Below are 15,312 nucleotides of genomic sequence, written 5' to 3' on the forward strand. Positions count from 1 at the left end.
GAGGGTAGCTCTCCACAAGAGTGGCTCCGGGAACTCGGTTCAGGATCGCATGGCGCTGCAGGCGGACGGCTGTGGATGGTCCGTGCACGGACCGCGCATGGCTCCAGATTTAGTGCGTAAGGCTGACAGTTACCACTTGCACAGGCTCGTTGAGAAGCGGTAGGCCTGTAGAGACCAGACGAGCATCCCCATCCCGTCGGGGTGGCGCTCGGTAGTCGAATACCCGCAGGGGGGCTGGTCACATGAGCAGGCGCACCGGAGACGAAAGCAAGCCGGTGCTATGTGTGGCGCCGGACCTGTGCCGCCTCAGGGTGGAGAGCCTGGGCGTATCGGTGATGCACGGACTCGGGGTGATCCTGCGGCGGGGAGAGGTCTGGCGGTGCGTGCGGGTCACGCACGGGCAGGGGGTGAGCCTGTGACGAATCACTCTGCTGCCCGCCGGCCCGAGGCGGCGCAGACGCCGCGCCTTGGCACCTGCTGACCGGTTGGCATGAGCGTTTCGACGCCTAGCGATGACCAGGTCCTATTGCCCTCAATGCAGGGCATCAGTTGGAGAGCGCGTCCTCGATGACGTACGCCCACAGTCGGCCTGGGTGATTGGGGTCGCGGCGACATACCTATCGGTTATTCACGAAGGAGTCGCCATGACAACCGCCATTCCCGCATTCGAGGGTTCATCGGACACTGACCGCACGCTCGACGAGGACTTCACCACCAGCGAGGGACTACGCCGCCTTCTCCATCTGCTCGCCGTGGACGGTGAACGTGCCTGGCAGACCAATCCTGTCGCGGCCCGCCTGCTCGCTCACGCGCAGGAGAAGTATCTGCCCGTCGCTCGTGCCTGGCATCGCGACCCGGCCGACGCCATGTTCGAGGCGTTCCTCGCGATGCGCTCGCCCTCTGCTCTCACCGCCGATGATCCGTGGGCGGTGGTTACCCACGCGGTTGAGCTGGGCATCGCGGCCGAGGCGCATGCGGAACGGTTGATGACGTCGGCTGACAAGGCACGTCGCCCGTCGATGCGTCCCGAGCACGAGCCGGTCCGCGCCGGTCACTACGAAGAGTTCTTTTACCACGTGCTCACAGCCGCCGCGGCAGGCGATGAGCCGGGACCGGTGAGGGTGGATCAGGTGGTCCACTCTTCGTCGACGTTCTTAGTAATGACGGGGTGGAGTGCTCGCACCGTAGAGACAGCGGTGGAGTACATCTGCCATCGGCTCACGACGCTGTCGACAGCGCAGTCCGCGTTGGACGTGCTGCGTAAGGACCACGCCATGCGCGTACGTCTCGGGTACAGCGCGCACGCGTGGAACGGACTGCTGCGGCTGCTCATCGGCCCGCGGTCGAAGAAGCCGCCGACGGCAGGTGACTGGTCGAGACTCGGGATCTTCGCGCGCCTGCTACTCGGTGATCGCGCCCGGGATCTGTTGGCGGACAAGCGGCTGTCGGCGGCGTCGCGGAAGATCGTAGGGAGGACCCTATGAGCGGGTCCGGGGGCAGGAGAAACGGCGCGGGGCGTGGACATCTGGTTCTGGAGCACGCGATCGACCAGATCGTCGAGACCCGCTCGTATCGGACGGAGCTTGGTGATCTGAGCGAGCTGCGCGCTTCCATCGAGAAACTGGGCCTGTTATGCCCGATCGTGATCACTGTCGACGGGGTGCTCATCTCCGGACGGCGGCGGCTGGCGGTCATGCGGAAGCTCGGGCGAACGACGGTGCCGGTGTGGGTCGCCGCTGGTGTGTCGGACGAGCTGCGGACGCTGCTGGCAATCCAGGACGACAACCTGCTCCACAAGGAGTTCACGACCACGGAGAAGGCAGCCCTCTACGAGGAGTACAAGGCCGTGCTGGCCGAGGAGAACGCTCGCAGGCAGGAGGCAACCCGGTTCGGTTCCACGGTGCTGCCCGGCACGGGCGAGGACGCCGACGACTCGGCCGTCCCTGGTGACGGCAAAGGCGGTGGGAGCAACGGTGGTTGGGAATCACAACCACCGTCGAAGCGGAAGTCCCGCGTGCAAGCCGCACAGGCAGTAACAGGCAAGGATTCTTCACAGCAGTTGGAAGAGGTGCTCGAGTTGCAGCGCCTCGCCGTCGACGACACCCAGGACGACCGAGTGCGGCAGGCGGCGGCGGAAGCGCTGGTGGAGATCAACGCCGATGGGCCGGTGCATGGCCTGTTCCAGAACCTGAAGATCCTGCAGGTGCAGTGCTGGCTGGAGCGTGTCTCCCTGGACGAAGGCCTCCGAGCCGACGTCCGGGATGCTGCCGCGAGCGAGATCCAAGAACTACAGGCCGTGGAACACCGCGCGGAACGGGCGCGGGCGGCGAACGCCGCAGCGCGCCGGATCGCTGAGCTCCTAGATCGCCCCGCGCACCCGCAGCAGACGCGCGACGACCCGGACAGTGGGGCAGCGCCAGAGACAGACGGGACGCAGCTTCGAGGTGTCTACCAGACACGTCGCCTGGTAGACACCTTCGCCCGTGTGGAGGGCTGGTGGACCACCCACGATCCAGCCCTGATCGGCGTGCATGCGACCGATGAGCAGTGGCGGCAGATCGTCGAACATCGCCGCCGGGCGGCCTCGTTCCTTGATACCGCCGAAGCGGCACGGGCCGAGCTCGCCCAAGGCCAGCAAGCAAGCTAACGAGAATGCTCCCGGGGTCGGGACAGCACACCTGTCAGGTGACCGTGTTCCCGACCTGGAGGGGCGTTCTCCTGATGTCCAAGCGTGCAGACCTCACCCTGACACCGCATGATCCTCACCGGCGGCGCGTGATCATCGCCGCGATCGCCGGAGCCGTCGCACTGGTGGTTCTCGTCGGTGTCGGCCTCTACGGGCTGCACGCCGGCCCAGACGCCAACCGGAGCGATGATGCGCCGGCTCAGCCGGGTAGCCCAACATCACCACCGACGCCCAGCCCGGCGCCGACCACGACGCCCGGCGAGCTTCCGACATTGCCGGTGCTGCCAGTGACGACCGACCCGGACGCCTACTCGCAGGCGGTCGCTGCCGCCGTGTTCACCTGGGACACCGCGGACCGGTTCTCACCGCTCGACTACACCGCCGTGGTCCTGGCCGGAGCGGACCCGTCCGGGGAGGAGTCGGCGGGCCTGGCGGCGGATCTGGCGTTGTATCTTCCGACGACGCAGGTCTGGCGTCAGCTCACCGACTACGCCACCTCTCAGACCCTCACGATCACGCGCTCTTTCGTCCCCGACTCGTGGGCAGGCGCCGTCGAATCCTCCGGTGGACGGATCGTGCCCGGGACCGTGGCGGTCACGATCGAGGGAACCCGCCACCGCTCCGGAGTCTGGAACGGAAGCCCGGTCGTCAGCGAGCGCCCGGTGGCGTTCACGGTGTTCGTGGCCTGCCCGCCCGCCTATGACGCATGCCATGTGCTGCGGCTATCCGAACTCGACAACCCCCTGCGATAGGCGGGAGTTGTCGTGCTCAAGAAGATCCTCGTCGGGCTTGTGGCTGCCGCAATCGGCTTCGGCCCCGCCGTCGTCCTGCTGGGGATGGCCGTGTTGATGAACCCCGCAGCGAACGCGGCCTGCCTGCCCGGTGGGAGCCTCACCGTCGGGACGATCCCGGACTCACTCACGGTCACAACGAGGCAGGGCGTGACGTTTACGTTGAACAAGACTCAGCTGACGCACGCGGCCACGATCATCACGGTCGGCGGGAGCATCGACGGTGTCGGCCGGGACGGTGTGACGATCGCGCTGATGGCCGCGCTGACCGAGTCCACGTTGCGGCAGCTCGCGAACACGGGTACCTACCCCGAATCGGGCTCGTATCCGAACGACGGCAACGGCAGCGACCACGACAGCCTGGGGCTGTTCCAGATGCGCCCGCAATCGGGATGGGGCACCGTCGCGGAGCTGATGGACATCACCTACCAGGCGCGGGCGTTCTACGGCGGCCCGTCTGGCCCGAATTTCCCCAGCCCGCGTGGGCTGCTCGACATCCCGGGCTGGCAGGGCATGGACAAGGGCGAGGCCGCGCAATCGGTGGAGGTCTCCGCCTACCCCGACAGGTATCAGAACTATCAGCCGGTCGCCGAGACCATCCTGTCCACGCTCACCCGGCCCGCCCCCGGCGGAGGAACCGGCAGTGGGGCTGGCAGCGGTGATCCCGTGGTGCCGGAGACATCCGGGGTCGTGTTCCCGCTCCCGTCGGGAACGTGGGTGCGCACTGGCGGCTACGGGATGCGGCTGCATCCGATCACCGGCGAGTACAAGCTGCACACGGGCACCGACCTGGGCGCCCCGGCCGGGACGCCGATCCTCGCCGCCGCCGACGGCGTGGTCGCCTTCGCTGGCATCACCGACGGGTACGGCGGGCTCATCACGATCGAGCACACCGTGGGCGGGCAACGGTTCGCGACCGCTTACGCGCACTCGTGGGAGGACGGCATCCACGTCCACGCCGGGGACACGGTCACCGCAGGCCAGCACATCGGCGACGTCGGCTCGTCGGGCTACTCGACCGGCCCGCATCTGCACTTCGAGGTCCGTCCGGGTGGCGCAAACCAGCCTGCGATCGACGCAGAACCGTGGCTTGCCGAACACGGCGCGCTCGACCTCGACGATCCAACCGGAGGCGGTCCTGCGAGCTGTTCTCCGAGCGGGTCCGGCGCACCGGCGGCGCCGTTCACCGGGGACGATCCGGACGGCATGGTGCCCGACCCGACCGGCACCGGCGGCCAGGTCACAAAGAGGACCGCGCACATGATCGCGCAGGCCCGCGCCGCCTACCCCGACACCGGGTGGGCCTGCTGGTCCCCGCGACCCGGCACGACTTCGGAGCATCCGCTCGGGCGCGCCTGCGACGTGACAGTCGGGAACCAGATCGGCACCCGGCCCACGTCGCCGCAACTGACCTACGGGTGGGAGCTGACGAACTGGCTCAAGGCCAACGCCGACGCGCTCGGCGTCGAGTACCTGATCTGGCAAGGGAAAATCTGGTCGCCCGCGCGTGACGCCGAGGGGTGGCGTCCCTACGACGGCGGCGGGATGCACGACCCCGGCAACGTCACCGGCGGCCACTACGACCACATCCACATCACCGTGAAGGCCGGGTCAGCGCCATGAACTCGACTCTCCTCATCGGCCTCCTCCCGCTGGACACGGGCGTGTTCCCCGACTTCGGCGGCGTCGGCGGCTCCGCCGATCTGAAGTCGATCGTCGGCGCGCTGCTGACGATCGTGCTGATCCTCGCCGTACTGATGCTGCTGATCTGCGCTGTCGTGTGGGCCATCGGATCAGCGAACGGGAACCACCATGCCGCCTCCCGCGCCAAGACGGGGTTGTGGGTCGCGATCGGCGCCGCCGCGCTGGCCGGCGCGGGCTTGACGTGGGTGAACTTCCTCATCGACCTCGGCCAACGGCTCTAGGCCCTACGGCTTGGGGTCGCTCTGTCGGCCAGTACCCACACCGGGTGCTGGCCGACCGCCACGTATGCGGGGTGCGCGAGGCGCACCTGAGTTGTGGCCCGCCGACCGGTGCGGGCCGCAACGCCCCGTCCGCAAGGAGCCCGCATCGTGTCTGCCGTCCTCGACCTGACCACCACTCTCACCGCCGCCGCACCCTCGTTCGCAGGGCTGCTGCCGATGGACATCAACATCAACCCGAACGACTCCGGGCTGCCCGGCATCGCCGCGCTGCGCACCATCGTCGGCGCGGTCATGACCATCGGCCTGATCCTGTCCGTGCTCGCGTTGATCATCTCCGCGATCGTGTGGGGCTTCGGCGCCAACAGCTCCAACCCGCACCTGGCGGGCAGGGGCAAGGTCGGCGTCCTGGTGTCCTGCGGTGCGGCGATCATCTGCGGAGCCGCGGTGACCCTCATCAACTTCTTCTGGAACGTCGGCCAGACCGTCTCCTGACCACACCCAATCTGGAAGGAGGTTCGTTCATGGGTGTCTGCGACGTCCCGGTCATCTCCAGCGTGTGCAACGCCGTCGGCGAGGGCGCGGCCTCCCTCGTGGCTGCCCCATTCGACTGGCTCGCCCAAGCGATCGGCCAAGCCGCCGCGTGGATGTTCGAGGGCGTCTGGGCGATCTTCGACACCACCACCCTCGTCGACGTCCAATCACCGGAGTACGTCGGCGTCTACAACATCCTGTTCGGCGTCGCGATCTTCGTGATGCTGATCTTCTTCTGCTTCCAGCTCATCTCCGGCCTCATACGCCGCGACCCCACCGCCCTGTCACGGGCGGCGCTCGGGCTCGCCAAGAGCATCCTCGGCAGCTTCCTGGTGATCACGCTCACCGCGACCCTGCTCGAGATCGTCGACCAGCTGTGCGTGGGGATCGTGCAAGCCACCGGGAACTCGATGGAAGACATGGGCGACAAGATCGGGCTCATGGCCGCCGGACTGACCGGCATCAACATCGCCGCCCCCGGCGTCGGAGCGATCATCACGATCTTCCTAGCCGGCCTCGCTATCAGTGCCGCCGCGATCGTGTGGTTCTCCCTCCTCATCCGCAAAGCGCTGTTGCTCGTCGCGATCGTGTTCGCACCGATCGCGCTGTCCGGGTCGTCCTGGGATGCGACCAAGGGCTGGTTCCCGAAGTGGGCCGCGTTCGTGCTCGCGCTGATCTTCTCCAAGCTCGTCCTGGTGGTGGTGTTCCTCGTCGCGATCACGCAAGTCTCCCAGCCGATCGACTTCGACCTGGCCTCGATCAGTGACCCGATCGCGGGCATCGTGCTGATGTTCGTCGCGGCGTTCGCGCCATACATGACGTATAAGTTCATCTCGTTCGTGGGCTTCGACATGTACCACGCGATGTCGGCCGAGCAAGAAGCCAAGTCCGCGATGAACCGCCCTCTGCCGACACCGGTGAACCCGGGTGGGGACGCACCCAAGAAGGTTCTCGACGCCAAGAGCGACGGCGGCGGCTCCCAGCCCGGAGGCGGCGGTGGAGGCGGTGGTGGCCCGACTCCCCCGAGCGCAAGCGGTGGGGCGGCCGCGAGCGGAGGCGGCGGAGCCGCGAGCGCTGGGGCTGGTGCGGGCGGCGGGGGCGCTGGGGCCGCCGCTGGCAGTGGCGCAGGGGCCGGTGCGGGAGCGGCGGGTGCGGGAGCGGCCGCTGGGCCGGTGGGTATCGCGGCTGTCGCTGGAGCAAAGGTCGCCGGCACCGCCGCGACGGCTGGCCCGAAGGCGGGTGCCGCGATCGGTGGTGCGGCGGATCAGCACGCGAGCGCCGCGGGCGAGACACAGCAGAACACGCCGCCGACGCCACCGCCGTCCCCGTCACCGACTCAAGCCCCGTCGACGCCGCCAGCGCAGTCGGCACCGCCGGCGCAATCGGCGCAGTCGGCACCGGCCACGCGATCGGCACCAGCTCAGTCCGGGTCTCCCGCGCAGTCGGCGCCGCCTGCGCAGCGCCCGCAGGGCGGATCTGCGTCCGCGCCGCAGCCACCGGCGAGGCAGGACGCCGCGCCGGTGCCGCCCGCCCCCACGAAGCCAAAGGAGTGAACAGGTGAGCACGCACGCGGAGAAGTCGTACCCGTTGACGGCGGTGAAGTTCTCCCGCCTGACCCGGCGGGGAGTGATCCTCGGGCTGTCCTTGCCGCAGGTGGTCACGCTCGCGGTGGCGATCCTTACTTTCGTCGGGTCGCTGTATGCCGGGGGCGGGATGATCCTGGCCTGGAGCGCACCGGTCTGGGCCACCGCGCTCGGACTAACGTGGGTTCCGGTCGCAGGCCGGAAGGCGATCGAGTGGCTGCCGCTGTCGCTGCACTGGCTGTGGCGGGTGACCGTCCGGCAGACGCTCTTCCGCCGCCGGGTCGTGAAGCCGCGTCCCGCCGGGACGCTGTCGCTGCCGGGCGACATGGCAGCGTTGCGGCAGTACGAGGACCCCGAGACGGGTGCGGTGATGGTCCACAACCCGCACGAGCAGACCCTCACGGCGCTGCTGGAGGTCACTCATCCGGCGTTCGTTCTCTTGGACCCGGGCGAGCAGGAACGTCGCGTGTCCTCGTGGGGTCGGGTGCTCGCGACCTGTTGCCGGTCCGGGCGCATCGCCCGCCTGCAAGTCCTCGAACGCACCCTGCCCGACTCCGGCACGGGGCTGGCGCAGTGGTGGGCCGAGCACGGCACGCACGACGACTCGTGGACCTCTCGCACCTACGCCGAGCTCATCGACCGTGCCGGCCCTGCCGGGGAACGGCACGCCACCACCCTGTCGCTTTCCCTGGACATGAAGGCGGCCGGTCGAGCGATCCGCACCTCGGGCGGCGGGATCAAGGGCGCCGCCGCGGTGCTGCGGCAGGAGATGACGACCCTGGTCACCGCGCTGCGGTCCACGGACCTGAAAGCCTCCGACTGGTACACGCCCGGCCAGCTCGCGATCGTGCTCCGCTCCGCCTACGATCCGGCGATCGCCGCCACCCTGGAGCGTGCCGGGGACGTCGGCCAGGATCTCGCCACCGCCGGTCCCGTCGCGGTCGAGGAGACCTGGAACGAACTGCGCTCGGACTCCGCGCACCACGCGGTGCTGTGGATCAGCGGATGGCCCCGTTCGATGGTGTACCCGGGGTTCCTGGCCCCGATCCTTCTCGCGTCCGGGGTGCGGCGGGCGTTCTCGTTGATCTGCACCCCGATCCGCTCCGACCAGGCCGCCCGGGACATCCGCAAGAAGAAGACCGAGTACATCTCCGACGCCGCCCAGCGGGCGAAGATCGGGCAGATCGAGGACGCCCAGCAGTCCGCCGAATACCAAGACGTCCTCCAGCAGGAGGCGGATCTGACCAGCGGGCACGGCATCCTCCGTTACACCGGGCTCATCGCGATCAGCGCCCCGAGCGTGGACGAGCTGGAGGCGGCGGTCTCCGACCTCGAACAGGCCGCGATCCAAGCCTCGTGTGAGACCAGAAGGCTCGTCGGACAGCAAGCACAGGCGTTCACCGCCGCCGCGCTCCCGCTGGCACGGACCGTCTGAGCAGAACGCGACGGCGTCGCCCGCGCCTCCAGGCAAAGAGATGGAGTCGCGGACGATGTCTGCCGTCGTCGGCCGTGATAGGGCGCGTCCTAATCCCACACGAGAAACACGATGCGATGGTGTCCCCTCACTTCGGGAACGTCGCACACGTCGTCGAGCGAATCCGGCCCGGACTCCACGATCCCGTCGCTGTGCAGCCACGCGGTGTCGAGGCGAGCCTCCAGCTCGGCGGCGGAAGCGGTAGCGCAGATCACGACGGACTCGCCGTAGACACGGCCGTCAGGTCTTTCCACTTCGGTGTCGTCGTGCAGTTCGACGCGAACCCACAAGACGTCGGAGAACATCGACAGGGCACGAAGGCGCTCGGCGATCTCGGAGAGTCGCGGGCGACCGTCGCCCCACCGGTTCGGCGCGAAGGAGTCCTCGACGTCGTTGTCGACGAAGAACTCATCAACGCGCAGCAGGGGCAACCTCGTCCCGTCCATCCGGGCGGCGATCTCAGCAGTCGTGATCATGATGGTCCCAGTCTGTCGCGAAGCCGGCAGAGCATGCACGAGCAGGCGTTGGGGCGATCTATCTCAACTCGGGTCTAGTCGATGACCTCCGCTCACTCACGTCTAGCAATGGCCCCACGTAGCACCCAATAGATCGGTCTGGGTGGCCGCGGTGCCCGGCTCTGCGCTGCACCAGGGTCACCACACCCGCACCTTCCCCAACGAGGGCATCGCGTTGGCGCCGATGCCACGGCGACGGGAGACGACTACATGGGTGCGCACAGCCAGAAGAAGCTCTACTCGACGGTGCTGATCGGGCCGGAGGCGGACAAACGACGGCAGCGCCAGGCACGCCGGAAAGCGGCCGCACGCATCCACGCCGAGGACGCCGCCGCGCGGAAGGCCGAAGCACAGGCCCGCTACGACGCGGAACGCGCCGAGCGCCGCGCCACGATCTACCTGCCGCGAGGCGGCGAGCCCGGTCCGGCGGCGCTGCGGTCATACCGGCGCTTCCGGGTGCCCGCGCATCAGGACACCTCCGCCACGTTGGCGGGCGCGTATCCGTTCCTCGCCGAAGGCGGCCTGGGGTCCGCCGGCGTGTTCGTCGGCCAGGATCTCTACTCAGGCGGGTCGTTCGTCTACGACCCCTGGGTGCTATATCAGCGGGGCATCATCACCGCACCGAACATCGTCCTCGCCGGGATCGTGGGGGCGGGCAAGTCGTCGCTGGCGAAGTCGCTGTATACGAGGTCGATTCCGTTCGGACGGCGCGTGTATGTGCCAGGTGATCCGAAAGGTGAGCACACCGCCGTCGCCGAAGCCGTCGGCGGCAGGGCCATCGTGCTGGGCCACGGGCTGTCGAACAGGCTCAACCCTCTCGACGAGGGACACCGCCCCTCCGGCCTGTCGGACGCGGAGTGGGCGTCTTCGGTCACCTCGCGGCGCCGGGACTTGATCGGTGCGCTCGCGGAGACGGTGCTGGATCGGGTGCTCTCCCCGTTGGAGCACACCGCGATCGACCTCGCCCTGACCGCGACCGTCCGTTCCTCAGACGTGCCGATCCTGCCGATGGTCGTCGATCGCATCCTCGCCCCCGACGCCGGTGCCGATGAGCGTCTCGCCGAGGACGGTCGGCTCGTCGGCCACGCCCTGCGCCGCTTGGTCGCCGGTGACCTGCAAGGGCTCTTCGACGGACCGAGCACGGTCCGGTTCGACCCGTCGCTGCCGATGATCTCGTTGGACCTGTCGCGGGTCGCGGAGAACTCCACACTCATCAGCGTGTTGATGACGTGCTCCAGCGCGTGGATGGAATCGGCACTGCTGGACCCGGCCGGCGGGCAACGGTGGGTGATCTACGACGAGGCGTGGCGGCTCATGTCCCACCCGGCCCTGCTGCGACGGATGGATGCGCAGTGGAGACTGGCACGTCACTTCGGGATCGCGAACATGCTGATCTTCCACAAGCTCACCGACCTCGACAACGTCGGGGACTCCGGCACCGCCATGCGCGCTCTGGCCGGGTCGCTGCTGGCGAACGCGGAGACCCGGATCATCTACCGACAAGAGTCTGACCAGCTCGGCACCACCGGGGCCACGCTGGGGTTGACCGGCACCGAGCAGAAGCTGCTTCCCGGTCTGGGGACAGGCCAAGGGCTGTGGCGAATAAAGGACCGCAGCTTCGTCGTGCAGCATCAGCTGCACCCAGACGAGCTGGCCGCGTTCGACACGACGGGCCGGATGATCGGGGGGCAGAAATGAGCCTCCCGCGACCGCGCTACAAGCGCTCTACCGGCAAGGATACGCCGGAGGCGGCGGCGCCACTAGTGGTGCCCGTGGTGCTGCCCCATGTCGTCGCGACCGTCGGTGAGGACGGGCGGCTCAGCGTCGAGATCGACGGCTCTGAACTGACGAAGGCGCCGATCGGCCGGCACGCGTTCGGGAAGCTGCTGGACGAGATCATCCGCAAGCGCCGCACGGCGTTGCGCGTGGACCTCATCGAGGCCGACGGCACCGCCTACACCGACATCCTCACCCCACCGGCCGCCGCCGATCAGGACGAGACGAGCGAGCCAGATCCCGCCCCGGCACACGCAGCCCCGTCAGAGACACAGGGTCCGCGCCTGGTCGAGGTCACCGGCGAGGGGTACGTGCCCGGTGAGGACGTCGCCGTCGCCGTGGTGATCCGGTCCGGCTCGGCCACCGGCACCGGTCATGTCCGGCACCTGGTCGAGCTCGACGAGCTCGGATCTTCCGGTGAGGTCGTGCTGTTCGGTCGGATCTCGGGCACCACGACACTGATCGACCGTCTGACCTGAGCCGGCGGGCGTGCCCGCGCACCTGTCCTTCGAGACCCAACCCTCGAAGGACAGGAGCCCCGCGCCATGTCGACGCCAGCGACCCGATCACCCAACGACGTCTTCCTCAACCTCGGCATCGGCCTGCTCATCGCCGTCACCGCCCTGGGCGGCGTGCTCCGTCTGGCGGGGACGATCGCCGCGTTCCTCACCGGACACGCGCAGCCGACCGGGCCGCTGACCGCTGGCATCGCGGTCCTGGGGAGCCCCGGCGACCCGGGGCGCGTGCTCGGCGCGGCGGGGCTGAACCCGGTCGCCTACTGGGTTGTCGTCGCAGTCCTGCTGGGTGGGCTGACCGCGATCGGTCTGTGGGTGTGGCGGACGGTCGCCGCACATCGCTCGAGTTCGGACCCGCGTCGTCTCGCGGGAACCGCCACCGGGCCGGACATCGCCGCTGTCGCGTCGGCGCGGGCGCTGGTGAAGCGGGCCGGGACGTTCCGCCCGTCGCTGGCGAGCCCGCAGGCATCCGATGTCGGCTACCTGCTGGGCCGGTCGCGCGGCCGGGAGGTGTGGGCGACCGTCGAGGACTCCATCCTGCTGATCGGTCCGCCCCGATCCGGGAAGGGGCTGAACATCGTCATCAACGCGATCGTGGACGCACCCGGCGCGGTCGTGACGACCTCGACCCGCCCGGACAACCTCACCGTCACGCTGCGAGCACGCCAGGAACGAGGGCCGGTGGCGGTGTTCGACCCGCAACGCATCGCCCCTGGCCTCCCGGCCGGGCTGCGGTGGTCACCGGTGCGCGGGTGCGAGGACCCGCTGACGGCGATGATCCGCGCCGCCGGCCTGTCCAGCTCCACGAACTTCGGGTCCGTGTCCGGCGGGGACTTCTGGCAGGGCAAGACCACCTCGGCGATCCAAGGGCTGCTGCACGCCGCTGCGCTCGACCACCGGGACGCGGCGCAGGTGTATCAGTGGGCGTTGAACCCGACCGCCGCCGGCGACGCGGTGCGCATCCTCCAGTCGAACCCGAACGCGGCCGAAGGGTGGGCCGAGTCGCTGGAGTCGATGCTGCAATCCGACCCGCGCACCCGCGACTCGATCTGGCAGGGCGTGTCCTTGTCGTTCTCCGCACTGGCGGACCCGCGTGTCCTCGACGCCGTGTCACCGCGGCCGGGTGAGGAGTTCGACCCCGAGACGTTCCTGACCCAGCACGGCACCCTGTACCTGCTCGCCACCGGCGCGGGGGCCGGCGCGTCCGCTTCGCTGGTGGCCGCGTTCATCGAAGACCTCATCGAGGTCGCCCGCAAGATCGCCGCCCGCTCACCCGGCGCGAGACTCGACCCGCCCCTGTTGCTCGCCCTGGACGAGATCGGCAACCTCGCGCCCCTGCCGAGCCTGCCGACGCTCATGGCCGAGGGCGGCGGCACCGGGATCACCACGCTGCCGGTGCTCCAGTCACTGGCGCAGGCTCGGGAGAAGTGGGGCGAGAACGCGGCGGCGGCGATCTGGGACTCCTCGATCGTGAAGATCGTGCTCGGTGGGGCGTCGAACTCCCGTGACCTGCAAGACCTCTCCACACTCATCGGAGACCGCGACGAAGCGACCGACTCGATCACCTACGGCGACCAAGGCTCCCGGTCTGCGCAGCGCTCCATCCGCAGAGTGCCGATCCTGCCCCCGGATGTGCTGCGCACCATGCCGTTCGGGGTCGGCGTCGTCCTGCTGCGCACCGCGCGCCCGATCATCACCGACCTGCGCCCGTGGACGAAACGGCCCGACGCGAAAGCGCTCACCGAAGGGCGTCGCGCCGTCGAGGCACAACTGCGCCCCTGATCTCCCCGGCCGGTGGGTGCCGTGCGCGAGTGGGGGTGCGGGGCTCGCACCTGTGTCGTGGAGGCAGCCACAGGTGGCGCCTCAACGACAGTTGAAGGAGGTAGCCCGTGGCTATCAAGACATCTGCGGCGATGAACGGCTTCATCTCCGACGATCCGCGCCTGACCTACGGCGAGGACAGGACTCCGCGCTTCTACGCGCGGGTCGGAGTGAAGCACTTCGAGCGCCTCGGCGACGGAAAGTTCAAGCGACTCGCGAACACGTACCACGACCTGATCCAGTTCGGCACCGCGGCAGAGCTGTCCTACGAGCGGTTCAGCAAGGGTGACGAGTTCGTGGCGCAGGGACAGGTCCGTGACTACACCCGCGAGGTGGACGGGCAGGAGCGCACCGACGAGCAGTTCGTCGCGACGCGCATCTCGCACGACCCGAACACCACCACCTACACCGTCGAACGTCGCCCGCCGGCCAGTGAACGCGACGCCACCCAGCGCGAGAGCGTCGACCGTGACAGCGCTGAGCGTGACGGTCCTCAACGTGACGGTGCTGACCGGCAGGCGCGGCTCGGCCCGGCCGAGCCGGTCGCGCAGGAGGCGCCCGGCTCCGAAGCGCTCGCCCGGTAACCCGGCGAGCCACTGACCGCTGACGGTGGCCGGGACACCAGCCGGCCCGTTTCGCCCGCCCCGACTCCGCGGGCCAGACGAACCGGCCACCGTCAGCACCCCTCATCCCTGTTCTCTCGTCGCCTCCGGCGACACGCATCACGAGGAATCCGATCATGGCGAACGACAGCATCAGCACTCCCGGTGAGGAATCGGGCGACGAGACGATCGCGCGGCCCGAGGAGGAGATCCTCCACGACGCACCCGACGCAGACGAGCCCGAGGACGTGACCGTCGAGCCGGACACCGACCTCGACACCGACGAAGAGGGCGACGGATACGCCGACGGCGGGTATCCCGAGCCGCCGCGCCCGGTGAACTGGCGCACCCTGACCGCCGAGGACGCCGAGCACGAATGGCTCGCCCTCAACGAGTGGGTCAACTGGCTGCGCACCGAGTTCGGGCTGCCCGCCGCGATCATCCCGCCGTACTGGCATCGCCACCCTGAGCTGGTGTGGGAGCTGTCCGCGCTGCACCTGCGGTGGCTCGGCGCGTACGACCCCCAGCAGGACGCGGCCGGTCCGCTCGCGTTCATGACCGACTTCCACAACGCCCAGCAGCGTCTCCGTGAGTGGGTCACGATCTCCGGCACCCGACTGGACCGGGACCGTCCGACCCGACAGACGACGTGGCCCGGCGAGGAGGCCGCATCGGAGACGAGCGAGACGCCGATCACCGACCGAGACGCGGACTTCGTCCAGCACGTCCTGGACGACACCGCCCGCCGCGCTGACGCCGAGGCCGCGTTCCTGCGTGGCGAGGTCACCGACCTGTGAGCGGTCAAGACAACCGCTCCGCCGCGCCCCGCCAGAACGGAGGCGGGAGCCTCGGTGTACGGACCGTCGACATCAAACCGCCCGAGGTCCGCGCACTCGCGAAGGCGTTCATCGGCGTCGTCATCGCACGCCGCTACGAGGACCGCGACACGGCGAACACGCAGATGGCGTCCTACCCCTCCCGACACACCCCGACTCCGAGACGGCGCGGCACCGACCCGGTAGAATAGACCCCGAACACACCACCCGAACGTGTGTCGCCGACTCATCAGTTCATGCCCTCGGGCATCGCCCCG

General features: G+C 69.0%; 15 protein-coding genes. 14 read left to right on the forward strand and 1 reads right to left on the reverse strand.

The features are described 5' to 3' along the window. The first annotated feature begins 644 nt into the window (after positions 1-644). The 8 genes from ACYVGQ_RS04175 to ACYVGQ_RS04210 all read left to right on the forward strand — a co-directional run bounded on the left by ACYVGQ_RS04175 (position 645) and on the right by ACYVGQ_RS04210 (position 8,951). A complete protein-coding gene (locus ACYVGQ_RS04175; protein ID WP_460783273.1) occupies positions 645-1,484 on the forward strand; it encodes a hypothetical protein in 840 nt (279 codons plus the stop codon). Then, positions 1,481-2,647 carry a ParB N-terminal domain-containing protein gene (locus ACYVGQ_RS04180; RefSeq protein WP_460783274.1) on the forward strand — a complete coding sequence of 389 codons (1,167 nt, stop codon included), beginning with the start codon at positions 1,481-1,483 and terminating at the stop codon, positions 2,645-2,647. Before ACYVGQ_RS04175 ends, ACYVGQ_RS04180 begins: the two co-directional genes overlap by 4 nt. A gap of 74 nt (positions 2,648-2,721) precedes the next feature. Beyond that, the gene (locus ACYVGQ_RS04185; protein ID WP_460783275.1) at positions 2,722-3,438 is read left to right on the forward strand and encodes a hypothetical protein; all 717 of its coding nucleotides are present in this window, start codon (positions 2,722-2,724) and stop codon (positions 3,436-3,438) included. Between the two features lie 12 nt (positions 3,439-3,450). Next, complete coding sequence (locus ACYVGQ_RS04190; protein ID WP_460783276.1) at positions 3,451-5,100, forward strand: M23 family metallopeptidase; 1,650 nt, start codon at positions 3,451-3,453, stop codon at positions 5,098-5,100. Then, positions 5,097-5,402 carry a DUF6112 family protein gene (locus ACYVGQ_RS04195; protein WP_460783277.1) on the forward strand — a complete coding sequence of 102 codons (306 nt, stop codon included), beginning with the start codon at positions 5,097-5,099 and terminating at the stop codon, positions 5,400-5,402. Before ACYVGQ_RS04190 ends, ACYVGQ_RS04195 begins: the two co-directional genes overlap by 4 nt. Positions 5,403-5,618: 216 nt before the next feature. Beyond that, complete coding sequence (locus ACYVGQ_RS04200) at positions 5,619-5,894, forward strand: DUF6112 family protein (protein WP_460783919.1); 276 nt, start codon at positions 5,619-5,621, stop codon at positions 5,892-5,894. 29 nt (positions 5,895-5,923) lie between these two features. After that, positions 5,924-7,486: a conjugal transfer protein TrbL gene (locus ACYVGQ_RS04205; protein WP_460783278.1), complete on the forward strand. Its 1,563-nt coding sequence runs from the start codon at positions 5,924-5,926 to the stop codon at positions 7,484-7,486. Positions 7,487-7,490: 4 nt separating this feature from the next. After that, a complete protein-coding gene (locus ACYVGQ_RS04210) occupies positions 7,491-8,951 on the forward strand; it encodes an SCO6880 family protein (protein WP_460783279.1) in 1,461 nt (486 codons plus the stop codon). 89 nt (positions 8,952-9,040) lie between these two features. Here ACYVGQ_RS04210 and ACYVGQ_RS04215 read toward each other — a convergent pair whose 3' ends face one another. Then, the gene (locus tag ACYVGQ_RS04215) at positions 9,041-9,421 is read right to left on the reverse strand and encodes a hypothetical protein (protein WP_460783280.1); all 381 of its coding nucleotides are present in this window, start codon (positions 9,419-9,421) and stop codon (positions 9,041-9,043) included. A 294-nt stretch (positions 9,422-9,715) separates the two neighbouring features. Between ACYVGQ_RS04215 and ACYVGQ_RS04220 the strand changes: the two genes are divergently transcribed. The 6 genes from ACYVGQ_RS04220 to ACYVGQ_RS04245 all read left to right on the forward strand — a co-directional run bounded on the left by ACYVGQ_RS04220 (position 9,716) and on the right by ACYVGQ_RS04245 (position 15,246). Beyond that, positions 9,716-11,203: an ATP-binding protein gene (locus ACYVGQ_RS04220; protein ID WP_460783281.1), complete on the forward strand. Its 1,488-nt coding sequence runs from the start codon at positions 9,716-9,718 to the stop codon at positions 11,201-11,203. Further along, complete coding sequence (locus ACYVGQ_RS04225; RefSeq protein WP_460783282.1) at positions 11,200-11,760, forward strand: hypothetical protein; 561 nt, start codon at positions 11,200-11,202, stop codon at positions 11,758-11,760. The genes ACYVGQ_RS04220 and ACYVGQ_RS04225 overlap by 4 nt, the downstream gene beginning before the upstream one ends. A 66-nt stretch (positions 11,761-11,826) precedes the next feature. Continuing rightward, on the forward strand, positions 11,827-13,578 hold the full coding sequence (locus ACYVGQ_RS04230; protein ID WP_460783283.1) for a type IV secretory system conjugative DNA transfer family protein: 1,752 nt from the start codon (positions 11,827-11,829) through the stop codon (positions 13,576-13,578). 107 nt (positions 13,579-13,685) lie between these two features. Then, on the forward strand, positions 13,686-14,201 hold the full coding sequence (locus tag ACYVGQ_RS04235) for a single-stranded DNA-binding protein (RefSeq protein ID WP_460783284.1): 516 nt from the start codon (positions 13,686-13,688) through the stop codon (positions 14,199-14,201). Between the two features lie 155 nt (positions 14,202-14,356). Further along, positions 14,357-15,016 carry a hypothetical protein gene (locus ACYVGQ_RS04240; protein WP_460783285.1) on the forward strand — a complete coding sequence of 220 codons (660 nt, stop codon included), beginning with the start codon at positions 14,357-14,359 and terminating at the stop codon, positions 15,014-15,016. After that, on the forward strand, positions 15,013-15,246 hold the full coding sequence (locus tag ACYVGQ_RS04245; protein WP_460783286.1) for a hypothetical protein: 234 nt from the start codon (positions 15,013-15,015) through the stop codon (positions 15,244-15,246). The genes ACYVGQ_RS04240 and ACYVGQ_RS04245 overlap by 4 nt, the downstream gene beginning before the upstream one ends. Positions 15,247-15,312 lie beyond the last annotated feature (66 nt).

Source organism: Microbacterium tumbae, assembly GCF_054780175.1.